Genomic DNA, 22,846 nt, shown 5'->3' with positions numbered 1-22,846 from the left:
TGAATTAAAAACAAACCCAGTAAGGTTTTGAGATTCCAAAAATGGCAACGCCATTTTTGGAATTGGTATTAAGACCTTACTTTTCCCGTTATCTTTTTATTCCAGCGTAACCGTCAATATTCCTACCGCCACAAGCCTTATTCTAGCGTTGCGTATTGTCGTTAAGCGAAACTTATTGCAAATAGGTTGGATTCTAAAACCCTTGCACAGAGAGGGTTTCAGAGATAACGGGAAAAGTAAGGTATTAAGACAAGATCAAGCCCCAAGAAGGGAAGGTTGGCGCTTTGCGCCAACCTTCCCTTCTTGGGCGATAGCTATATATTGAAAACTCCCAACCCTAAAAAGAGAGTAGTGGCATAAGTTGCCACTACTCTCGTTAGGCTCTTGAGATTATTTAAACATTAGACAAATTCGGCTTCGATCATGTCTGTTTGGGGTTGTGGGCGAGGATCGAACTCGAATAGCGAGTAGACGACATCCCGACGAATCTGGGTCATCATATCTAGGAATATTTCGTAGCCTTCGCTCTTATATTCGATTAAGGGATCCTTTTGACCGTAGCCCCGCAAGCCGACGGACTCGCGCAAGGCTTCCATTGCTTGGAGGTGGTCACGCCAGAGCGTATCAATGCGTTGCAAAATAAAGAAACGCTCGGCTTGACGCATCAAGCCAGCCTGCAATACTTCAACTTGCGCTTCTTTGATTTCGTAGGCTCGACGGACTTCTTCCCTCAGGAATGCTTGCATTTCAGGTAAAAACATATCATCGAGTTGCTCTGGTTCAAGATCTTGGAGCAGATTCACAAACTCCTTGATTTTTTTGACCATCGCTACAAGATTCCATTCTTCAGGGGGAAGTTCGGGATTGACATAGGCATTGACAATATCATCCATCGTGCGTTCGGCATATTCGATAACGCGATCGCGAAGATTCTCCCCTTCAAGAACACGGCGACGCTCAGCATAGATCGCTCGACGCTGATTGTTCATGACTTCGTCGTATTCAAAGACCTGCTTCCGAATGTCGTAATAGTAGGTTTCCACTTTCTTCTGGGCGTTTTCTAGGGCGCTAGTCAACATTCCCGAACTGATCGGCATATCCTCTTCTACACGGAAGGCATTCATCAAGCCCGCTACGCGATCGCCTGCAAAAATCCGCATCAGATTATCTTCGAGACTGAGGAAAAAGCGGGTGGAACCAGGGTCACCTTGGCGACCGCAACGACCGCGCAACTGGTTATCAACGCGGCGCGACTCGTGACGTTCCGTACCGATGACATGGAGACCACCAAGTTTAGTAACATCTTCATGCTCAGCATCAGTTACGGCTTCATATTCACGTTTGATTAGGATGAAAGCATCACGCAATTTTTGAGTGACTTCATCTTCAGTCGGGGCTTTCTCAGAGGCAACGGCAAGCATTTCTTCTGCTTCGAGTTCCGATTGACTCATTCTTCCCAGTTTATCAACTGCAAAATCAACGGCATCCTTCAGCAAGGCTTGCGCATCCTTAGAGAGTTCACAAGGGAAAAGACTATCGGAGACTTTCCAATTCTTCTTTCTTGCTTTTTCGGTATTGGAGCCAAAGCCTTGACCCTTTTCGGGACGCTCGCCAAACATTCTCTGACCTGCATTGGTAAAGTCGCTATCGTCTTCAGGACGAACGATTTGCGGCATAAAGCTTTCGCGGACTTTCAACCTCGCCATGTAGTCAGCGTTGCCGCCGAGAATAATATCCGTGCCGCGACCTGCCATGTTCGTGGCGATCGTTACCGAACCTTTACGACCTGCTTGGGCAACGATTTCTGATTCGCGTTCTACATTTTCAGGCTTCGCATTCAGTAAGTTGTGAGGGATATTTTTTTCGCTGAGCAAACGCGATAGAACTTCTGATTTCTCAACACTTGTAGTTCCAACGAGAACGGGACGACCCATTTCATGCATTTCGCGACATTCTTCGGCAACGGCTCGCCATTTCGCCGCTTCGGTTTTGTAAACCACATCCGACCAATCACCCCTTCCACTCTTGCGGTTGGTAGGCATGGTGGTGACTTCGAGATTGTAGATTTTGCCAAGTTCGGCTTCTTCGGTTTTTGCCGTGCCAGTCATGCCACCAAGCTTGGGATAGAGCAGGAAGAAGTTTTGATAGGTAATTGTCGCGAGGGTCTGGGTTTCATTTTCGATCGCTACCCCTTCTTTGGCTTCGATCGCCTGATGCAATCCATCGCTCCAACGGCGACCTGGCATAACGCGCCCTGTAAATTCATCAACAATCGTCACTTCGTCATCGCGGACGATGTAATTGACATCTTTTAAAAATAATTCTTTGGCTTTGAGGGCATTAAACACATAATGCGCCCAAGGATCGGCTTGATCGAATAGATCCGTAACATTAAGCAGCTTTTCAGCAAGCTCAAAGCCTTCATCGGTCATGATCACGTTACGTTGCTTTTCGTCAACTTCGTAGTGGGTTTCTTTTTGTAATTGGGCAGCGATCGTCACTGCGCCAATATATTTCTCGGTCGGACGCTCGACCATTCCCGAAATAATCAGTGGTGTTCGTGCTTCGTCAATCAGGATCGAATCGACTTCGTCAATTACACAAAAGTTAAAGGGACGTTGCACCACTTCTTCGATGCTAGTCGCCATGTTGTCTCGAAGGTAGTCGAAACCAAGCTCGCTATTGGTGGCGTAGGTAATGTCGCAGCTATAGTTTTTACGGCGCTCGAATGGCTCCATAGAGTTTTGAATCAAGCCTACCGACATCCCCAAAAAGCGGTGGACTTGCCCCATCCATTCTGCGTCGCGGCGAGCGAGGTAGTCGTTAACCGTAACCACATGCACACCTTTTCCTGAAAGGGCATTGAGGTAGCTAGGCAAGGTTGCAACGAGGGTTTTGCCTTCGCCTGTTTTCATTTCGGCAATTTCGCCCCGATGAAGCACCATCCCACCTAGCATTTGTACGTCGTAATGCCGCAGCCCTAAAACACGGGTGGCAGCCTCGCGGACGACGGCAAAGGCTTCAGGTAGCAGATCGTCAAGCGGTTCGCCTTGTTCGAGTCGTTGTTTGAACTCTCCTGTTTTTCCTTGCAATTCGCGATCGCTCAGCGCCGCTAACTCTGGGGCTAGGGAGTTAATGAGAGCCACTTCGGGACGGAGTTTGTCAAGCTTGCGCTTATTAGGATCGCCAATCAGGTTTTTTAAGTTAAACATAGCTACCGAATGCAGTTAAAACGGGGATTGCGCCAAACGTGATCTTTAAATACGATTTTGGACTACCAGTATATACTACCCGACTGTTGGGAATACGAGCTTCGGATAACCGAAGCGATCAAGCGATCTGTAAATGCGATCGCTTTAACTAATCTCCTTTAACTAATCGCCTTTAACTAATCGCCTTTACTGACTAGTTAACCTCCTTGCTGGGTTAGTTGCCTATACCTATCGAGAGACTAAACCTGCTTTAGATCTTCTGTTGCATTGTCTAGCTACTAGATAGCGTCCTTTAAAACAACGTAAAACAACGTAAAATCATAGCTATATTCACTTACAGCAATTACTGAGCAAACGAACCACAAGGAAATTTTTGAAAGCGTTACGAAGCAACGCTTTCAAAAATTTCCTTGGCTTAGGTTTGAGCGCAAAGTGCTGTAAGTCAGGACATCAACCCCAATAGGGAGTTGCGGCGCTTTGCGCCACAACTCCCTATTGGGGTTGATTTTTGTCCTAACATTACTGACTATAGCTATAACGTGAATTCGGGATAATTTGAAGCGGGATTTGAGAAAGGGTTTGCTACGCAAACCCTTTCTCGAAGCCCAAAAATAAAAGCCTTGCTTAGCAAGGCTTTTATTTTTGGGCTTTTAAAATTTGCCAGCTTAACCCGAACTGACGTTAATTAAAATCTAGAGCGATCACGTTGCAGGCGATCACGTTGCAGGCGATCACGTTGCAGGCGATCACTAAGTGTAACACTAGGTATAACCAAGGATATTGGTCTTTATGTTTTTGCGCATAGCTGCCTATTACTGCTATAGCAACGTGTTTTGATTGCCAAAGATGATTAGCGGCGCGAAGTGCCGACAATCATCTTTGGGGTTTTATGGGCTAAGTCAAGTGACTGTAGTTATAAATGGGTTCGCAAAATGGGTTCACAATTATTTAAAAATAGCCATAGATCTTGGCTGGGCAAGGATTAGAGAGCAGATTCATGGCAGGGTAAAACTTAAGGCTTTATATCGAAATACCAAGAAATGCCTCCAGATTATGTTACGCTCACTGCATAATTTGTGATACCTTGCATGAAACCGTGTGAATTGTGACAGGAGGCAGTTATGACAGAAAACAAGAATAAAGAAGCATTTGAGCGTGTCACTCAACAAGTTGGAGAGACTTGGACAAAGGTACAGCCGCAATTGCAAGCGCTATTACTAAAACTTGTGAAAAGCTTGCTGCCTTCACTGCGCAATCTGCAAACCAAGCTTACCCCTTCCAAGGTGACGACAGTAGAAGGACAGCCCGAACCCGCTACCGCTGATATCTCTAGCAACCCTACCCTCAATAAATTTTTGCAAACAGGGCAGGTATTGTCAGCCAAGGCGATCGCTGGGTTAGTCAGCGCTCTAACCAAACTTCAACAAAATCTAGAAGGTCAAGAAAGCAAGTTAGATGCCAATGGTGAGGTGACTGGACTGCTAAATGCCTCTACTGAAGCAGATTCTCCGCTAGTAGCGCAAGTTAAACAGGAGTTTGGCATTGCTTGGAAGTTTGTGAAAGAGCAAGTGACTCCCAAAATCCTAGGATTCCTACAGATTTCGGTGGACAAACTCGATCCGATCGCCACCAATATTTGGCAAAAAGCCTCAGCTAAAGCAGCTTCAACCCCAACCTTGGTCAATTCTTGGGAAAAACTACAAGAAAATGAAGCTTGGAAAAAGACAGTTACGGCTACTGCTCCAATTTGGCGTTCTATGGGTAGTATTGCAGGACAGGTTCCCCTCTCCGATGAAATCAAGCGCATTCTCGATAAGCGTGCTGGTACGATCGCTTTAGTTACGCTATTTTCGCTTCTGATCCTTCTCAAGCCATCCCATGCCCATAGCCAAAACCTGAAAAAGGTGGCAACCAGCCCGATTGCAATTAGCCAACCAGTTAGCACTAATCCCCAAAAGCAACCAGTTAATAAGGACTTGGTTAAGCCAGAGCGTGGAGATGTACCGTTAACTGCCGAACAAATTGAGATCGCCAAAATCCAAACCCAAGTTGCTGAAGTTGCCAATCAGTACGGCGAATCACTGCTTGGTTCTGTTCAGACCAACTTTAAGCGCGGACGCTTGATTGTAGCTCTCAATGAGGGATGGTATCAGTTAGAACCAACTCAACAGAGCCAATTGGTAAAAGATCTGCAAATTCGTTCTCAATCACTCAATTTCAAGAAATTATTTGTGGCTGATGCCGAAAATCATCTGATTGCCCGTACACCTGTTACTGGCAATGAGGTTGTCATTCTGAGACAGTAATTTCAAACGTCTAACCAAATCTCATGGCAGAAGCAAAGGATCAACGACATCCTCAGTACACCAAGGATCGGCAAATTGTTAACGAATTGCTAGCTCAATCACGTCAGAGCAATCGTGACTATGCCGATCTTGCTCGTCTGATCGTCCGCTATAAGGGATTTATCGGAGCGCGGGACATTCAAACCGATCTATTAAAGATCCTGAATAATTGGCAATTAACTGAGGAAGAATTATTTGTAAAAACCAGAGCAATTCATGCGATGGGCAAAGTTTATATGGCGCAGGATGAAGGACAGGATGACTGGGCATAGAAAATTAGCGATCGGGTGGGGTTTACCATCTGACACCTAACCCGAAATCAAGTTATGAATATCAAACAACAAGCCCAAAAAATGACCTCCACGGGAGGTCATTTTTTTAGGCTTGTTTTGATTCTGAACCATCAATGATACGTTGGAATAGATAGCCTGTCCCCCTTGCCGTCAAGATTAACTCAGGATTGCTAGGATCTTCTTCAAGCTTTGCCCTCAGACGCGAAATATGTACGTCAACGACGCGCGTATCGACATGACGCTCAGGGGTATATCCCCAAACCTCTTGTAAAATTTCGGCTCTTGAAAAAGCCTCGCCCGATCGCCCGACTAATAATTCCAACAAACTAAACTCCATACCTGTCAAACGAATGCGCTCATCAGACTTATAGACCTGACGCTTGTTAGTATCGATCTTGATCGTATTAATATGAATCACACCAGAACTGGGGATACCTGATGTGCCATTGCGATCAAATCGTCTCAATACCGAACGAATCCTTGCTTCTAATTCTTTGGGCGAAAAGGGCTTTACAACGTAGTCATCCGCACCTAATTCAAGTCCAGTAATGCGATCGGCAACATCACCTAAAGCTGTCAGCATGATAATCGGAATATCAGATTCTTTTCGTAGCTCTTGACATACCCCGTAGCCGTCGAGTTTTGGCATCATGACATCGAGAACTACCAAGTCAGGATTTTCTGTATGAAAAACTTGGATCGCTTCTTCGCCATCTGCGGCGGTGACGACCTCGTAACCGATCATTGAAAGACGTGTCTCCAGAATCCGACGAATACTTGCTTCGTCGTCCACAACTAGAATTTTTTCCTTATGGTTTTCCAAGCCAGTTTACACTCCACTATGTTGCTAGCTGCAATTCAGTAAAATTTTATTGTTTTACATATTTATTTAACTAAGTTTACAAGAAACTGGTCGTTACAATCCGAAAACAAAACTTAAAGTTTCAGAATATAGGTTTCTCCAAGCAAGAGCTGTATAGAGGGTTATTTCGGTTTTATAACGGGCTTTATGCGGGGGATTGCGATAAAATTGAGTGAAGCTTTAGACAAAATGAGGATTTTTGATCGTGACTGAACCAACTCAAGTACCACAGGCTACCGATCCCAAAATGGGATTTAACACCTATGCAGAGCGATTAAACGGTCGTGCGGCAATGATCGGGTTCATTATTGCTGTAGCGATCGAACTTGTTACTGGGAAAGGATTGTTAGCATGGCTAGGGCTAATTGATATAAGCTAGGGAGACAAAGGGGGCGGTACGCCTTCTTTTACTGTTCTAGCTAAGTAAGTGGGCTTAATTAAATATAAAAACCTAAAACCTGCCGCGCACGCTGCGCGTGCGCTACAGGTTTTAGATCTGGATTTTAATTATGCTGAGGTACTTATTAGTAATTAGCTATTAGTAATTAATTTTTAGTCGTTTCCTAGTTATGACATCTGGCAAAATCGAGAACTCTCTCTACTGGATTGCGGCAATTTTGGGATTAGTTCTCGATCAAGCCTCCAAATATTTAGTCGTACAATACCTCAAGGCTGGCAAATCCTTTCCCTTAATAGATGGGGTCGTTCATTTTACCTATGCTACTAATACAGGAGCAGCCTTTAGCCTATTTAGTGGTCAGATCGATTGGCTTAAGTGGGTATCGATGATCGTTAGTTTGGGGCTAGTTGCTTTTGGTATTTTTGGGAAAAGGCTAACGCGATGGGAGCAGGTGGGTTATGGCTGTATTTTGGCGGGAGCCGCAGGAAATGGCATCGATCGCTTTGTGGCTGGATACGTAGTTGACTTTATCGATATTAGGATTATTCGGTTTGCGATTTTTAATATCGCCGATGTCTCTATCAATGTGGGCTTAGTCTGTTTAGCGATCGCAGTTTTGATTGCGGCTAAACCATCTAAGTCTAAAAAATAGGGTGACCCTAACGTTAAGTACCTCAGCATAATTAAAATCCAGATCTAAAACCAGCGGCGCACGCGCAGCGTGCGCCGCTGGTTTTAGGGTTTTATATTTAAGTAAGCCCACTTACTTAGTAACGAATTAAGTAGCTAAGAATTAAACTTAAAACCTAGAAGAGCGTACCGCCCGCGTAGCGGGCAGTACGCTCTCTGGTTTTAAGTTTAATTATGCTGAACTAATTAGTAACGAATTAGTAACGAAATCTTTTGCAAAACGAGACAATTTGTCTAACCCAAATAGAATTGAATTTAGTAAATTATTTAAGAGTCTTAGTAGCATGGCAAATTCCCCAAAAATTGTAGTCGTGACCAATGGTAAGGGGGGTGTGGGTAAAACAACAACGGCGATCGCCCTTGCAGGTATATTTGCCCTAGAGTTCAAGGTGTTAGTGGTAGATGCTGACGTACAGGGGAGTTTGTCTTGGTGGGTCGGTCGTGGCGATCAAGATATGGGCTTTGATATTGCCAAGGAAATCGATCCGACGCATTTAAGAAAATTGCCGAAACTTAGCAGTTACGATCTAGTATTGGTAGATACTCCGCCTGCACTGCATTCCCATGCCCTTGCTACTGTTGTAGCGATCGCCGATTATTTGGTTTTGCCAAGTCCTCCCGCACCAATGGATTTAACGGCTCTCATCGATACGGTCAAAAGCACCGTCAGACCTGCTCAAGTGCCCCATCGAGTTTTGCTCACTCGCGTTGATCCGCGATGTCTCAACGAGGCTCTGGAAGCGCAAAATACTTTGCAAGAAGTGGGAGTACCAGTTTTTCATGCATTTGTAAGAGCTTACAAAGCCCATGAGCGCGCCGCTCTAGAAGGAAAATTAGTAACGGAATGGAAAGGCAAGAATGCGCGAGAAGCAGAAGCAGACTATCGAAGAGTTGTCGATGAATTACGACGAGATATCTTCAGGTGATGGGCAGGGCTTTGCCTTGTCCATCAGAGAATTAATACCAATTCCCAAAATGGCAACGCCATTTTGGGAATCTCAAAACCTTACTGGGTTTGGTGTTTAATTCACAAAAGTGTTGTCACATTTTCGTGAATTGGTATAAATAGAGAATTAAATAACGCTTAAAAATTATGTCTATCAAAAAGAAAGTCGGAATTTCAGATTTACTTCGTGATGAAGTCCAAAAAGAAACTGAAGTCACCAGTCAAGAAGTAACGAGTAACGTTACGGAACAAACTATTGAAGTAAAAGCCGAAACCGTTAACGAAGCTAGCAACAAAGCCATTGGTCTAGCATTGAATAATGGCGATCGCTCCCAAGCGCGAATTGCGGAGCTAGATCAGTCCCTTGCCCAATCGCAACAAAGGGAAGCCGAACTTGTAAAGACTGTAGCCTCCCTCCAAAAAGAATTACAGTTTAGTCATACCAATATCGAACTTTTGCAAAAGTCCTTGGCGGCGATCGAAAGTCTCAAAAATGACCTCGATCGACAACTCGTAGAAGTCAAACGGGATAATCTTCGGTTGGCTGAGGCTAATATTCAACTCTCAGCGCAGATCGAAGCACAGGGCAAAGCTATAAATGCAAGCAAAGAAATAGCTGCATCCGCCGCAACTGACTTGTCTGGATCTTCACAATTAGTTTCGCAAAATCCCCAAACCACCCAAAACAGAGCCACGCCACGCAAACAACCCGTTGAGCAGCCCTACCCTCACCGCGATCGCAATCCCTATGCTCGTCCTACGGGCTCTAACGAACAGTTACAAAGGATCAACAATAAAAATATTGGTTGGATGGATTGAGTTTACGCTTAGCTAACGTTGGCTGAGAGTAGTCGAAGCCACAGGTACTTTAATGAATAACAATTCCCTTAGTACATAACACCCAAGAAGAGAAGGTTGGAGCTTTGCGCCAACCTTCTCTTCTTGGGTGTTAATTTTGTCCTAACGCGAGTAGTGACATATACATTTCCAAATCATTTAGGAATACGATACCAATCTCAAATGGTTTATATATTTTGAGGTTTGTAAAGCTTGCCCCTTTAGAATGGGTTTTCGCCAACTTTTTAAAATTGCTATATGCTAGAAATCCCCAATACTTGAGGCGAAGATTTATAAAAACTGTATTGCTACAGCTTATTTATATGATATTCCTGATGTAGTTATTACCCAAAAATATGGCGTTGATAGGTCGATTTGCATTACTTTTTTGGGATTTTAACTTACCTGAAAATCTTAGTGGCGATCGCTATGATTAAAGCATTTTATATTAACCTCTCAAAATGCTTTAATCATAGCGATCGCCCAATTGATGGGATACAAAATGCAAATAAGCTGTCAAAATCCTTAGATCGTCAGTAGGGATACTTAACGCAAAATCTCTGTTGATTTATTCCTGAGGATTTTGGTGGCAATTGGGCTTAATATGTCTACCCTATCCGCACAACTATAATAAAAGCTGTATTTCGTGGAGATCTCGGTGAAGCGTAATTTTATGCTCTCTTTTTTGAGTCGAGGACTAGCCGCAGCGATCGCTGCGGTCATGCTCGGTAACTTGCCATTGTCATGGCAATCATCTTTGTCACAATTTTCAAGTAGTCAAGCCTATGCCGCTCAGACCGATCTTGCCCAAACTTCTACAATTTCTAGCCCATCCCCCGATTCACTCACAGGCAATGTCGTTAAAACTATCTTAGATAATGGTTTGACAGTTTTAACGAAGGAGGTAAATACGGCTCCAGTGGTGAGCGTACAGGTTTGGTATCGGGTTGGTTCGCAAAATGAGAAGCTAGGAATTACTGGCATTTCCCACCAACTTGAACATCTGATGTTTAAAGGTACCAAAGACCGTCCGATCCAGTTTGGACGGTTATTTAGTGCCTTAGGGAGTAACTCCAATGCATTTACTAGCTACGACATGACTGCCTACTTTGGTACGACTGGTAGCGATAAGCTGGATGCGATGCTGCGATTGGAAGCTGACCGCATGGTGAATACGGTTGCAGGTGAAAAAGAACTTAAAAGCGAGCGTACAGTCGTTTTATCGGAACTTGATGGGGGCAACAATAACCCAGGGACAAGGCTATATCGTCAGGTCATGCTAGCAGCCTATCCCAATAGCTCCTATGGTTGGCCTGTCATTGGCTATCGTCCTGAGGTAGAAAATTTTACAGTTGAGGATATTCAGAACTATTACCGCACTTTTTATCGTCCTGATAATGCCACTTTGGTAATTGTTGGCAATTTCGAGACTGAAGCTACACTCCAAAAAGTGCGTGAGATCTATGGTTCGATCGCCGCACCGCCTAAGCCCAAGGTTTTAATCACTGCTGAGGCTCAGCGACAAAAGCCCAAACCTCCTGCGCCAATGTCAACCAAGGAACCCATTCGCCTCAAGGAACCTGGTAGCGTTCCCTTCTTGCAAGCTGTTTATCCTGATTTACCAAATGTTGATGGTGCTGATGTAGCGGCGATCGATGTGATGGATAGCATCCTTACTGCGGGGAGAAGTTCGCGCTTTTATCAAGCTTTAGTGGAAACAGGTTTAGCTAGTAGCGTTAGTGGGAATTCATCGACCCAGATTGGGACGGGTTGGTACTTTATCAGTGCGACCCCAACCGCTGGTAAATCCCTAGAAGCACTGGATCGCCTGATCCTCGCTGAGATCGAAAAGATCCAAACCCAGCCCGTAACGGCTAAAGAATTAGAACGCGCTAAAACCAGTATGCGAGCTAGTTACATTCTGGGTAATCGGGATATTAATTCCCAAGCAATTCAGATCGGTTATAACCAAACCGTTGCTAAAGACTATGGTTACAGCGATCGCTATCTACAGGCTGTCGAGAAAGTAACAGTTGCTGATATTCGTAGGGTCGCGAAGCAATACCTGCAAAAAGAGCGACGTGTGGTGGGATATTTCGAGCCTTCGGTAATCACTGCCGATGCTGGCACGACCCCCAGCAATGCCCATTCCTCGGAAGCTTTCAAGCCCAGTTCGCCAGTAGATCCTGCGGAAGTTGCTAAATACTTACCAGAAAGTGCGTTGACAGCTAATGCGGGAGTTCCTACCGCCGTTCAGCCCGATCGGTTCACCCTTGCCAATGGGCTCAAAGTTTTACTACTACGCGATCGCAGTACGCCAACGGTAACTCTAGTAGGGCAAATCAATGCAGGTGCAGGATTTGACTCAATTGAGAAAGCAGGCTTAGCAGGAATCACCGCCCAAAATCTTACCAATGGTACAACGACCAAGGATGCGCTCACCCTTGCTTCGAGGTTGGAAAATGTCGGGGCTAGTTTAGGCTTTTCGGCAGGAAGGGAAAGCGTGGGTATTTCGGGGATCTCGATGGCAAAAGATCTGCCAATTGTGATCGACCAACTCGCTGACTTGCTTCAAAATGCGAATTTCCCAAACAAAGAGTTTGAACTAAATCTTCAGCGCAATCTTTTATCTCTTAAATCAGAGCTAGATAACCCTAGTTCTCTAGCCCGTCGGATCTTTCAATCAACGATCTATCCCAAAGGACATCCGTTTAATGCGATGAAAACGGAAGCGACACTCAAATCTTTAAAAAGAGAAGATTTGGTGTCTTTTTACAAAAAATATTACCGCCCAGACAATACAATTCTGACTCTCACGGGAGATTTTGAGCCCGCAGTGGTAAGAAATTTGCTAGAGGAAAAGTTGGGCAAATGGCAAGCTGTCGGTCAACCTCCCCAATTTAAATTCCCCAAAGTTGCCAATCTTGCTGCTACCAGTGAGAAGCAGGTGGCTCTCGCAGGAAAAACTCAAGCCGTAACCCTAATGGGGCATCCCAGCATTTCGCGGAACGATCCTGAGTATTACCCAGCTTTAATGCTGAATCAAGTCCTCGGTGGTGATACTTTATCCAGCCGTCTTGGCACGGAAATTCGCGATCGCCTTGGTTTGACCTATGGTATTTACAGTTTCTTCCAAGCAGGTAAACCACCACAGGGGACGTTTATCGTGCAGATGCAAACCAGCGGTAAAGATACCCAAAAAGCGATCGATGCTACGGTGGCATTGCTGAAAGATGTCCGCGATAAAGGGATTACGCCAGCGGAGTTTGAGGTTGCCAAAAAGAGCTTAATCAATAGTTTCTCTACGGAGTTTGCTAATCCTGATAGTATTGCGGAATCTTTGCTCAGCGATGAAACCTATGGCTTACCTGTGGGTGATTTCTACAAGTTTCCTCAACGGATTCAATCTGTAACCCTAGAACAGGTTAATCGGGCAGCAAAAGAGTTATTACAACCAGACAAACTCCTGATTGTTTCGATTGTCCCTAAAAAATCATAGCTATCCCTATAAGGTTTTGAGATTCCCAAAATGGCAACGCCATTTTGGGAATTGGCATTATTGGGCTAAGTAGCTAACCCAGATTAAAAAGCTGTGGCGCACGCTGCGCGTGCGCCACAGCTTTTTGGCTTTTACATTTAATTGCGACTGGCTACTTAGCAGTGACAGCTATAAAACTGTTAGGATTAAGAACTATATAAAATGTCTAATTTTTAAAACTGGTTATAGTCGTGGACGCGATCGCCATTAGCTCTCTTACTCTCAATATCTTTCTGGGTTTACTGATCCTGATGTATATATTTCGTATCATCATGACTTGGTATCCTCAAATCCCTCTCAAGCAGTTCCCCTATAGTTTGATTGCGATCCCAACAGAGCCATTGTTGTTTGTGCTGAGAAAATTAATCCCCCCGATTGGCGGTATTGATATTTCGCCTGTGATTGGGGTCGGCATTTTTAGCCTCTTGCGGGAAATGTTATTAGGTCAACAGGGCATTTTGACCATGATGCAATAGGAAATGTCTATAGCAACTTCACGAAAGTGTGACAACACTTTTGTGAATTAAAAACCAAACCTAGTAAGTAATACCAAAGCTCAAAATGGCATAGCCATTTTGAGCTTTGGTATTACTTAACTTATAAAATTAATAGTTATTCATTGCTTTAGAGATTTGCTATAATTAGAAATTGTGATTATTCCAAGAGCTTAAGTCTTGATAGAACGCTATACGTTACCCGAAATGGGTCGATTATGGACAGATCGGCACAAGTACCAAACTTGGTTGCAGGTTGAAGTTGCCGTTTGCGAAGCACAGGCTGAATTAGGATATATTCCTGCTGATGCTGTCGAAGAGATAAAGGCGAAGGCAAACTTCGATGCCGATCGCGTCAATGAAATTGAGTTAACGGTCAAACACGACATGATCGCGTTTTTGACTAATGTAAATGAATATGTAGGTGATGCAGGTCGATATATTCATCTCGGTCTGACTAGTTCCGATGTGTTAGATACGGCTCTAGCCGTGCAATTAGTAGATAGTTTAGAAATCATTCAAGCGCAGCTAGAGGAGGCGATCCAAGCAATTCGCTATCAGGCTCAGCAGCATCGTTATACGATTATGTCGGGTCGGACGCATGGTATTCATGCGGAGCCAATTACTTTTGGGTTTAAGCTTGCTGGCTGGTTGGCAGAAATGTTGCGCCATCGCGATCGCCTATTGAACTTAAGTAAAACAATTGCTGTCGGTAAAATATCGGGCGCTGTTGGTACTTATGCCAATGTTGACCCGCGTATTGAAGCGATCGCCTGTCAGAAGTTAGGGCTACAGCCCGACTGTGCCTCGACGCAGGTAATTTCCCGCGATCGCCATGCCGAGTTTTCGCAAGTATTAGCCCTCATTGGTGCGTCGATCGAACGTTTTGCCGTAGAAATTCGTAACTTACAACGTACGGATGTACTCGAAGTTGAGGAACATTTCACCAAGGGACAAAAAGGCTCATCGGCAATGCCTCACAAGCGTAACCCGATTCGTTCGGAGCGTTTAACAGGTATGGCGCGTTTGTTGCGTGGCTATGCGACGACGGCTCTCGAAAATGTGGCTCTATGGCATGAGCGTGATATTTCCCACAGTGCGGCGGAACGGGTGCTACTTCCCGATAGCTGTATCCTTACGCATTTCATGCTGACAGAAATCACCGATCTCGTGAAAAATCTGTTGGTGCATACTCACAATATGGAACGCAACCTCTATTGCTATGGAGGTGTAGTCTTCAGCCAACAGGTACTTCTCGGATTGGTAACTAAGGGCTTGAGCCGTGAAGATAGCTATGCGATCGTCCAGAAAGCCGCGCACCTTGCATGGAATAAAACCGACGGTGATTTCCGTAAGTTGATCAGCGAAGATGAAACCGTTCAGAAAACTTTCTCTGAAGAAGAGTTAGCCGCTTGTTTTGATCCTAATAAGCATCTGAAGAATCTTGATCAGATTTATCAAAGATTAGGGATATAATTTTCCGATTTTATGAAAAAGGTAGCGGATAAGCTACCTTTTTAGTTTGTTTTTTTATTTTTCGTGATATTCGCTAAAGTTTATACAGACTGAATCAAGCTATGATCGCAGTATAACTTTGGACATACAACAAGTTATCGTTAAACCAATTCAGCACCTGTCTTAAGAAAAAACATGTTAAGAGCCAAGTTCGCAAAATCACCACTAACAGAGGTAATTTGTGGAGTTGAGTTCAATGCCACAGAATTTTCATCTGTTCATTTTGGTTTATATTGGCAAACCATCCGAAATAAGTTCCCTAACCCACCATTAGATCGCCCCCCCATAGGTACAATTGAATTTTTATCAATTCTTCCAAATCTTCGTAGAGTTTGGTTTGAATCTGAAGATAGAAGACAACTAATCCAGTTGCAAGCAAACCGTTTTCATTACAATTGGCGACGGCAAGATGAGGAAGATCAGTATCCTCATTTTCAAGAAATTTATCCGAGATTTGCTCAAGAGTGGCAAGATTTTCAAGACTGGTGGATAAGTACTGAAAGTTCGCCATTACAACCAATTCGTTATGAGCTTTCGTACATTAATCAAATAGATCAAGCTTTTGGGTGGAACAGTGTTAGTGATCATCAAAAGATATTTAAATTTCTTGCTAACAGGTTTGATGATCTGTCTTTAAAGACTAGAGTATTTGACTTTAATTTAGAACTTGAACTAAAAGAAAATAATGGGAAATTATCTGTTAGATTACATCAAGGTGTTAAGCCAAATGATAATCTTCCAGTTATTATTTTGGAATTAACCGCTAGCACTATAGGGATAAATGCTACAGATAGCCAAACATGGTTTGACTTAGCACATAAATCTACAGTAGAAACTTTTTTAAGCTTGGTTACTGATGAAATTAAAAAAGAATGGGGTTTTAAATGGCTGGATTAAGTACTAGTTCAAAAGATTACAAGCTAGAGAATATTCAAAACTCTTCCAAAACGGGTTCTGTTGCTTATTGGAGTGATCCAGATCTACTTGTTAGAGAGTATTTTTTGTCATCTTCATTGCAAAGATCTAAATCAAGAAAGGTTGTTTCTCAATATATTAGTTCATGGCAATCTGTTTTAGATGTTTTACGTTGGGGAGTAAATAGTAAAGCTAATGATAGCTATGATGGCGCAGTTAACTTGTTAGCTGAAACTGATAGTTTTGCTGTTTTAGAAATACTTGGATTAATTGCTAAAAAGCTATATATTCCAATGTTAGATAATGAATCTCATAGAGGCGTTGCAGAAACTTGCTTAGAAATATTAATTAAAGCGATTGCTTGTGCTTATAAAGTCGAGCCTATGCAAAGATACAGGTTGATTTTTGATGTCATTCCTCCAACTAACAGACGAACGATTAAAGCATCGATTATAGATGCTTTGTTAATTATTGCTGATGAAATTGATGTAAATACTATTAAAAATGCTTTAGAGCGTTATAACTTTGACAAAGATCAATATATTTGTGACTATACAAAAGAAGCTTTGCAAGAGCTTGATCTAGAGTAGTTTTAATTGCTTATGCTTCCAACTCTTGCAGATTTTGATATTCGTTCTGGCGTTTTTATCAGAAAACTAAATAAGCTTACTCATTGGCATCCACAGGAAGGAGATAATGACTTGTCTTTGCGGGCTAAATTAGCCTCAGAGAAAATTTTTCCTGATGAGCGAAAACACAGTCTTTGGTATATCAGCACCGAGAGCGAATTTTATGGTGTAGTAGCTTCACTGACTGCTACAGCAACCCCAAAAAATAGGGATATTGATTTTATCTGGATAGAAGAAAGTGAGTTGCAAGAGGTTGGAGTAGTATTTGAAAACGTTCCCAATGGGGACTGTTTATACGTTAAATCTTTACACTTTGATGCTGATATCAATAAAAGCATTTTTCATAACCTTTGCTACAACTTGATGAGTAAACAAAGAGAAGCTTATCGTTGCAAAAAAAGACAAACGACTTGCATCCTTGAATATCAAAGACAAATCGGATGCAAGTCAACAGATATTGATGCAGAGTCTTGCGAATGCCAGTCATGGAGATAAAGCTTACTCAACCGCAAAGGTAATTGCGACTACGGCGCGGATATCTTTGTCGATGGTGGTGGTGTTGTATGCGCCACTGTTGCTGACTTCGGTGGAATATCGGGCGGTAATTTGGAAGACATCGGTTTCGGCTTTGCGGATTGTGCCGAGGCGACTGCCTGAGACATTGACGATCGCTTCACCTCTCGCTTTAGCATCCTTGGTTGCTTCGGAAATCATGTCTACTCGCAATTTGCCAAGTTCGGTATAGAGGTATTCCGCAGGTTCAGAAATAAAGGGCAGACCATCATTAATCAAGTCGGTACTCGATCGCGCGATCGCAGTAATGGCATCGATATCTTTGGAACGAATTTCAAAACGTTGGACGAGGCGATAGGCGATAGTCCGACCTGTTTGTGCGCCATTCCCATTGGTCTCAGGAATGGGTTGGGTATCGATCGCACTCAGCGAGATTGCGTCTTTAGGAATATTTTTGCTCTTGAAGTAGGCTTGCACTTTGTCGGAATGGCGTTTAAGTTCTTGGTAGGCGAGTGGCAATGTGGCTTGCTGACTAGAAACGGAACTTCGCCAAATTACAAAATCGGAACGAATCGGACGGGTTGAGGAACCGATTACAGTAAGGTTGTCATTGGATCTGAGCGATCGCAGGGCATTTCCTGCGAGATAGGCGCTACCGACTAGGGCGATCGCGAGGGCAAGCATTCCGCTAAATAGTTGCGGGAATTGAAGTTTGGGTGATGGGGCGTTGGACTCTGGCAGCATGGCTTTGTGGGGATCGGGGCTAAGTTAGCTGACGCAGATGGTTGGCATTGGTTACAGGATGCAATAAATCGCAACTAACGAAATAGCTTAGATGCAGCAGAATCCCACTATACGCAACTTATCACCAAAACTATTTCTAGGTTTTAATAGGATTAGTAAGCAACTATTTGATTTATGCCTAATAAACTTGGATTTTGGTTGATTTGGATTTTATTTTCGGTCTATGCCTTCATCTTCGCGCCGCCCGATCGCCCCGATACCTTGCAACTAATTCTCAAGTTGAGTACGGGAGACTGGCAAGGCACAAATGCCTTGATCGTTGCCCTGTTTAACCTCATGGGCATATTTCCCTTCATCTATGCCTGTATGCTAGCCAGCGACGGACGCGGACAAAAAGTACCCGCTTGGCTATTTGCTAGCCTGTCATTTTTGGCAGGAGCCTTTATTCTACTTCCCTACTTTGCCCTGCGCGAACCAAATCCCACCTTTATCGGCAAAAAGAATCGACTGATTTCCCTATTAGAGTCACGCTGGACAGGAATTGGGGTTACCGCGATCGCAAGTTACTTTTTGTTCTACGGATTTGCCAATGGCAACTGGGCAGATTTCTTTCAGCAATGGCAAACTAGCCGATTTATCCATGTCATGAGTTTAGATTTCTGTATGTTGTCACTGCTATTTCCTTGGTTGCTTAGTGACGATATGGAAAGACGTGGCATGAGTAGCGATCGCTTTTTTACATTTATTGCCCTAGTTCCCCTAGTCGGCGCATTGATTTACCTCTGCTTGCGATCGCCTTTAATCGAAAGCGAACAAGAAGCAACCGCTTAAAATATCAATAAGAAAGAGCGCTTTGCGCTCTTTCTTATTGGCAGATACTCTCAATCATCCGACTAGCTTGGGAACCGTAGCCACCGCCAAAGAGATTGAAATGATTGAGAATGTGATAGAGATTGTAGAGATTTTTGCGCTCTCTGTAGCCCGCATCAAGGGGATAAGCCCCATTGTAGGCGCGATAAAACTGTGATGGAAATCCGCCAAATAACTCGGTCATGGCAAGATCAACTTCGCGATCGCCAAAATATAGCGCAGGGTCAAAAATCACAGGCTCACCATTAACAAACGCCGCATTACCGCCCCAGAGATCGCCATGCACCATTGCGGGTTTTGGCTGATAATCTCGAAAAAATTTAGGGATAGCCTCATAGATTTTTTCTTCGGGTACGGCGCACCGCCAACCTTTACGCTTAGCCAAACGAATTTGAAAAGCGAGTCGATATTCCCGCCAAAAATCAATCCAATCGTTCGTCCAGTTGTTGATCTGCGGCGTAGCACCGATGGTATTGTGGCGATCCCACCCAAACCCGCGATCGCTAGTTACCCGATGCATTGCCGCTAGATTTCTACCCATTGCTTCCCAATCTTGACTACCGCCCAATTCAAGATTTTCCATCGCTAAATAAGAAGTTTCCCCCACAGTTCCCCAACAAATGGGCTGCGGGACGCGAATCGTCTTAGTCTCATGCATTTGTTTTAAAGCGATCGCCTCGGCAACAAACATATCTAAACAATTTGCAATATTCGTTTTTACAAAAAATTGCCGTTTGCCATCGGATAGCATATTCGCTTGGTTAATGCATCCGCCCGACTTTGCCTGACAGCGATCGGCATGAAATTTTTCGCCAGTTGCTTGCGAAATAGCGATCGCAATTTCTTCCCACATAATTTTTATCCAAAATTTGGTGATGTTATAGCTACTGTCAACTGTATCAGGACATAAAACCCCAAAGAGGGTTGCTGCGCCCCCCGCAGCAACCCTCTTTGGGGTTTTAATTTTGTTCTAACAAGACTGGCGGTAGCTATAATCCCCAAGATAGCGATCGTGCTTTGGAATTCTCAATAAAACGTAACCCAAAACCTCAAGGAAGGTTCGTATACTGTGAATTAATAACTTGAAATTTTTTATTTAATAAAACTTTAAAAACTAGCTTGACTGGTGAAATTATATGATGAACGATATTGGTAAATACCGCTTTGTTTGTACACTTACCCTTAGCGATATTTTGGGTCAAGTAATTGTTTGGTTAGGAGTAATTTTTGTGGCTCTGGCTTCGGCTTTGTCCTTAATGAGCAAACCAGTTTATTCCTTCGGCGCAGTTGGTCTAATTGTCGTAACATCGTTACCATTTTTGCTGTTTACCTTTGTTACCACCCTATTTAATCATATTGATATCGTGCCTTTGACTGAAGAAGAAATCAAGCACAATCATGCCAAAATATCTGGCGTTCGCAAAACCGCTGTAAAGGCTTCTATTTAGAAACTTAACTGTAAAAGTATGGGCTAAGCAACTCAGTATAATTAAAACCCAAAAACCTGTAGCGCATGCACAGCGTGCGCTACAGGTTTTTGGGTTTTATATTTAATTGCACCTAGCTACATTAGAGGTAGCTCAAATCGCTACCTCTATCTTGTTGTAGACATTATGAACGTTGTCTGATAAATCATTAGCTAAGAGTATAGAAGTGAGGTGTAATTCTCGTGCGTCAAATAAATTTCGTTGTCTTTTTTATCGTTGCCCTTGCCTTAGTATTATTTGCTTTAGAAAACACCTCGCCAGCATCCATTCAAATTATTCCCCAGCTTAAAGTTGCTGCACCGATCTCTGTCGAACTAATTTTAGCAATGGGATTAGGAGCAGTATTGGCTTGGATCTTTAGTGTTTGGTCGGGATTGCAAAAATCAATTGAAATGCGTAATAAAAATGTGCAGATTCAGAATTTGCAAGAAACCGTACAGAATTTGAGCGTCGAGATTGAAGAGCGCAAGCGGTTAGTTTCCGCCTCAGCGATCGATGTGGAAATTGATGAAGATAAATCTAAAAATTAATTTTTAAAAGTTAATTTTTAAAAGTTGATTTTTAAAAGTTGATTTTTAAGGTGCAAGTACCTCAGCATAATTAAATAAAACTTGCGATGCACGCTGCGCGTGCATCGCAGGTTTTAGGGTTTTATATGTGGCTTCGACTTCGCTCAGCCAACCTTAGCTGAGCGGAGTCGAAGCTAGATAATTAGGTGGGACATTTTTTATCCGCAAGAGCCTTATACCAATTCCCATCAAGTGTGGCTACACTTGTGGGAATTAAAACCCAAACTTAGTAAGGGTTTTAAAATCACAAAATGGCGTAGCCATTTTGTGATTTGGTATTACTTGACTTACAGCGCTTTGCGCTCAAACCCAAACCAAGAGAATTTTTGAATGCGTTGCGAAGCAACGCATTCAAAAATTCTCTTGTGGTTCGTTTGATCGATAATTGCTGTAGGAAAAATCAAAATTGCCGCGATCGCCGATCTCTTAAAACCAGAAGACATAAAAAGCTAAAGAGAAAAGCTAAAGAGATTTGTTATTTCATCGCAATCGATGATATTTTTAAGCATCCGCTTCTCGTAAGCTCCATGACTCTATCGATCGCCGAATCAGTTACCAAAGATGCCATTGCCCTACTCATCGACCTTGCAGAACGAGGCGAGATCGATCCTTGGGACGTACAGGTGATCGATGTGGTTGATCGCTTTCTGTCACGGTTAATTGTTAGCGATCGCCACGATTTGTACGACTCAGGACAGGCGATGCTTTATGCATCAATGCTGGTTCTGCTGAAGGCAAACTCCCTATCGGACAGTCAAGCTGCCTACGATCAAGAAACCAACGATGACTCAGATCTGGATAATTTGGATACTGAGGTTGTTTCCGATTCGATGCGGCTACCAATGGATTTTGATAAACGCTTGCGCCGTTTGCCCGTGGCTTTGCCCCCCAAAGCGAGGCGGATCACCCTAGAGGAACTGATCGCGCAGATCGAATCGATCGCCGAGATCGTAGATCGCAAAACTAGCAAGCCTGCTAAACGCCAAATGCAGGGCAAGGTGGCAAGACGCGCCGCCATGAAAGCGATCGCCCAGCTCGCTCACAAGGAAAATTTGTCGGAGATGGTTACGGAAATCGAGCATTATTTTTTGCTCCATCCCGATGAAGAGATTGAAATATCCGATCTCGCTGAAGTATTTAACGATCGCGTGGGGGTATTTTGGGGGCTATTGCTGATGTCTTCTCAGTCAAAGGTTGAGCTATTCCAGACAGAATTTTATGGGAAGATTCAGATCGTGCCTACAATTAAAGCCCCAACTGCTAAAGCCCCAACCAGTAAAGAAATAGCATTTACTAATGGTTCGACTAATTCCACAGTAGAATCTACTCAGTTACAATTAACATTCTCTGAATTAAAAGAAGTTTCGTGAAGCAGCTTAAATTATTTGACAGTCAAAATTCTCTAGTAAAATCAGTTCGGAGATATGTGTTTTCTCCTTTTATCATCTCTGGGTTAGGCGCGATCGCAATTTCAGCAGTCAATTTTGTTCCACAGTCATTAGCGCAAATTCCGATATCATCATACAAGCCGATCTCTATTAATAGTGGTGCTGAAGTAAATGACATCCTAACTGAAAAAGATATTCCCACAGGTCAAAAAGGATTTGCCCGCGATTACCTAATTGATGTCCAGAAGGATGAGCGGCTAGAAATCAATGTGGAATCGCAAGCCTTTGACACTGTATTAAGCCTGTTGGATAGTAAGGGTGATGTAATTACGGAAAATGATGATGTGGCAAGCGATACTACCAACTCATCGATCTTTTTTAAAGTCCGTCAATCGGGAAAATACACCATTCGCGTTTCATCTTTTGGTGGTAGTAGCGGTGGTAAATTTACCCTCAAGGTAACTAAACTCCGCGCGATCGACTGACTTCGACTCCGCTCAGCCAAAGTTAGCTGAGCGGAGTCGAAGCCACAGGCACTTTAATTAGTAAGTAACTAGGCATAAAAACCTAGAAGAGCATACCGCCCGCGCAGCGGGCGG

22 protein-coding genes are annotated in these 22,846 nt (G+C 43.5%); 17 read left to right on the top strand and 5 right to left on the bottom strand.

Annotated elements, in window-relative coordinates; all coding sequences use genetic code 11:
* Positions 1-401: 401 nt before the first annotated feature.
* Complete coding sequence (gene secA, locus PSE7429_RS11585; protein ID WP_009627378.1) at positions 402-3,212, bottom strand: preprotein translocase subunit SecA; 2,811 nt, start codon at positions 3,210-3,212, stop codon at positions 402-404.
* A gap of 1,121 nt (positions 3,213-4,333) precedes the next feature.
* Here secA and PSE7429_RS23575 point away from each other — a divergent pair.
* Together PSE7429_RS23575 and PSE7429_RS11570 are read left to right on the top strand one after the other, a co-directional pair.
* Entirely contained in the window at positions 4,334-5,518 is a 1,185-nt protein-coding gene (locus PSE7429_RS23575; RefSeq protein WP_009627377.1) for a hypothetical protein, read from the top strand.
* 23 nt (positions 5,519-5,541) lie between these two features.
* Complete coding sequence (locus tag PSE7429_RS11570) at positions 5,542-5,829, top strand: DUF3288 family protein (protein WP_009627376.1); 288 nt, start codon at positions 5,542-5,544, stop codon at positions 5,827-5,829.
* Positions 5,830-5,935: 106 nt separating this feature from the next.
* Here the strand turns inward: PSE7429_RS11570 and rpaB are convergent, their stop codons facing one another.
* The gene (gene rpaB, locus PSE7429_RS11565) at positions 5,936-6,673 is read right to left on the bottom strand and encodes a response regulator transcription factor RpaB (RefSeq protein ID WP_009627375.1); all 738 of its coding nucleotides are present in this window, start codon (positions 6,671-6,673) and stop codon (positions 5,936-5,938) included.
* Between the two features lie 244 nt (positions 6,674-6,917).
* Between rpaB and PSE7429_RS25445 the strand changes: the two genes are divergently transcribed.
* The 10 genes from PSE7429_RS25445 (at position 6,918) to PSE7429_RS11515 (ending at position 17,171) form a co-directional block, all read left to right on the top strand.
* A complete protein-coding gene (locus PSE7429_RS25445; protein WP_009627374.1) occupies positions 6,918-7,091 on the top strand; it encodes a hypothetical protein in 174 nt (57 codons plus the stop codon).
* Between the two features lie 190 nt (positions 7,092-7,281).
* The gene (gene lspA, locus PSE7429_RS11555; protein WP_009627373.1) at positions 7,282-7,764 is read left to right on the top strand and encodes a signal peptidase II; all 483 of its coding nucleotides are present in this window, start codon (positions 7,282-7,284) and stop codon (positions 7,762-7,764) included.
* 322 nt (positions 7,765-8,086) lie between these two features.
* Entirely contained in the window at positions 8,087-8,728 is a 642-nt protein-coding gene (locus PSE7429_RS11550; protein WP_009627372.1) for a ParA family protein, read from the top strand.
* A 167-nt stretch (positions 8,729-8,895) separates the two neighbouring features.
* Positions 8,896-9,567: a hypothetical protein gene (locus PSE7429_RS11545; RefSeq protein WP_009627371.1), complete on the top strand. Its 672-nt coding sequence runs from the start codon at positions 8,896-8,898 to the stop codon at positions 9,565-9,567.
* Between the two features lie 676 nt (positions 9,568-10,243).
* The gene (locus PSE7429_RS11540) at positions 10,244-13,084 is read left to right on the top strand and encodes a M16 family metallopeptidase (protein WP_233424340.1); all 2,841 of its coding nucleotides are present in this window, start codon (positions 10,244-10,246) and stop codon (positions 13,082-13,084) included.
* Positions 13,085-13,314: 230 nt separating this feature from the next.
* Positions 13,315-13,599 (top strand): YggT family protein, encoded by a 285-nt coding sequence (locus PSE7429_RS11535; protein WP_009627369.1) that lies wholly within the window; start codon positions 13,315-13,317, stop codon positions 13,597-13,599.
* 198 nt (positions 13,600-13,797) lie between these two features.
* Positions 13,798-15,093, top strand: a complete 1,296-nt coding sequence (purB, locus tag PSE7429_RS11530) for an adenylosuccinate lyase (protein ID WP_009627368.1) — start codon at positions 13,798-13,800, stop codon at positions 15,091-15,093.
* 174 nt (positions 15,094-15,267) lie between these two features.
* Positions 15,268-16,029, top strand: coding sequence for a TIGR04255 family protein (locus tag PSE7429_RS11525; RefSeq protein WP_009627367.1), 762 nt, complete (start codon positions 15,268-15,270; stop codon positions 16,027-16,029).
* Complete coding sequence (locus PSE7429_RS11520; protein ID WP_009627366.1) at positions 16,017-16,637, top strand: hypothetical protein; 621 nt, start codon at positions 16,017-16,019, stop codon at positions 16,635-16,637. The genes PSE7429_RS11525 and PSE7429_RS11520 overlap by 13 nt, the downstream gene beginning before the upstream one ends.
* A 12-nt stretch (positions 16,638-16,649) precedes the next feature.
* The gene (locus tag PSE7429_RS11515) at positions 16,650-17,171 is read left to right on the top strand and encodes a hypothetical protein (protein ID WP_009627365.1); all 522 of its coding nucleotides are present in this window, start codon (positions 16,650-16,652) and stop codon (positions 17,169-17,171) included.
* A 3-nt stretch (positions 17,172-17,174) separates the two neighbouring features.
* Here the strand turns inward: PSE7429_RS11515 and PSE7429_RS11510 are convergent, their stop codons facing one another.
* Entirely contained in the window at positions 17,175-17,933 is a 759-nt protein-coding gene (locus PSE7429_RS11510; protein ID WP_009627364.1) for an SIMPL domain-containing protein, read from the bottom strand.
* 174 nt (positions 17,934-18,107) lie between these two features.
* Here PSE7429_RS11510 and PSE7429_RS11505 point away from each other — a divergent pair, with 174 nt between their 5' ends.
* Positions 18,108-18,764, top strand: coding sequence for a hypothetical protein (locus PSE7429_RS11505; protein ID WP_009627363.1), 657 nt, complete (start codon positions 18,108-18,110; stop codon positions 18,762-18,764).
* Positions 18,765-18,798: 34 nt separating this feature from the next.
* Here the strand turns inward: PSE7429_RS11505 and PSE7429_RS11500 are convergent, their stop codons facing one another.
* The gene (locus tag PSE7429_RS11500; protein ID WP_009627362.1) at positions 18,799-19,656 is read right to left on the bottom strand and encodes a fructosamine kinase family protein; all 858 of its coding nucleotides are present in this window, start codon (positions 19,654-19,656) and stop codon (positions 18,799-18,801) included.
* A gap of 286 nt (positions 19,657-19,942) precedes the next feature.
* On the opposite strand from PSE7429_RS11500, the gene PSE7429_RS11495 reads away from it, so the two are divergent.
* Both PSE7429_RS11495 and PSE7429_RS11490 read left to right on the top strand, forming a co-directional pair.
* Complete coding sequence (locus PSE7429_RS11495; protein ID WP_040688340.1) at positions 19,943-20,251, top strand: hypothetical protein; 309 nt, start codon at positions 19,943-19,945, stop codon at positions 20,249-20,251.
* A 221-nt stretch (positions 20,252-20,472) separates the two neighbouring features.
* Positions 20,473-20,820, top strand: a complete 348-nt coding sequence (locus tag PSE7429_RS11490) for a lipopolysaccharide assembly protein LapA domain-containing protein (protein ID WP_009627360.1) — start codon at positions 20,473-20,475, stop codon at positions 20,818-20,820.
* A 326-nt stretch (positions 20,821-21,146) separates the two neighbouring features.
* On the opposite strand, the gene PSE7429_RS26640 is transcribed toward PSE7429_RS11490, so the two are convergent.
* Positions 21,147-21,302: a hypothetical protein gene (locus PSE7429_RS26640; RefSeq protein ID WP_173400662.1), complete on the bottom strand. Its 156-nt coding sequence runs from the start codon at positions 21,300-21,302 to the stop codon at positions 21,147-21,149.
* An 84-nt stretch (positions 21,303-21,386) separates the two neighbouring features.
* Here PSE7429_RS26640 and PSE7429_RS11485 point away from each other — a divergent pair, with 84 nt between their 5' ends.
* On the top strand, positions 21,387-22,229 hold the full coding sequence (locus PSE7429_RS11485; protein WP_009627359.1) for a segregation/condensation protein A: 843 nt from the start codon (positions 21,387-21,389) through the stop codon (positions 22,227-22,229).
* Positions 22,230-22,285: 56 nt separating this feature from the next.
* Entirely contained in the window at positions 22,286-22,732 is a 447-nt protein-coding gene (locus tag PSE7429_RS11480) for a PPC domain-containing protein (protein ID WP_052017698.1), read from the top strand.
* Positions 22,733-22,846: the final 114 nt, after the last annotated feature.

The sequence above is a fragment of the Pseudanabaena biceps PCC 7429 genome (genome assembly GCF_000332215.1).
GTDB lineage: Bacteria > Cyanobacteriota > Cyanobacteriia > Pseudanabaenales > Pseudanabaenaceae > Pseudanabaena > Pseudanabaena biceps.
Note: the sequence above shows the minus strand (reverse complement) of the source record. Positions and strands in the feature narration are given on the sequence as shown.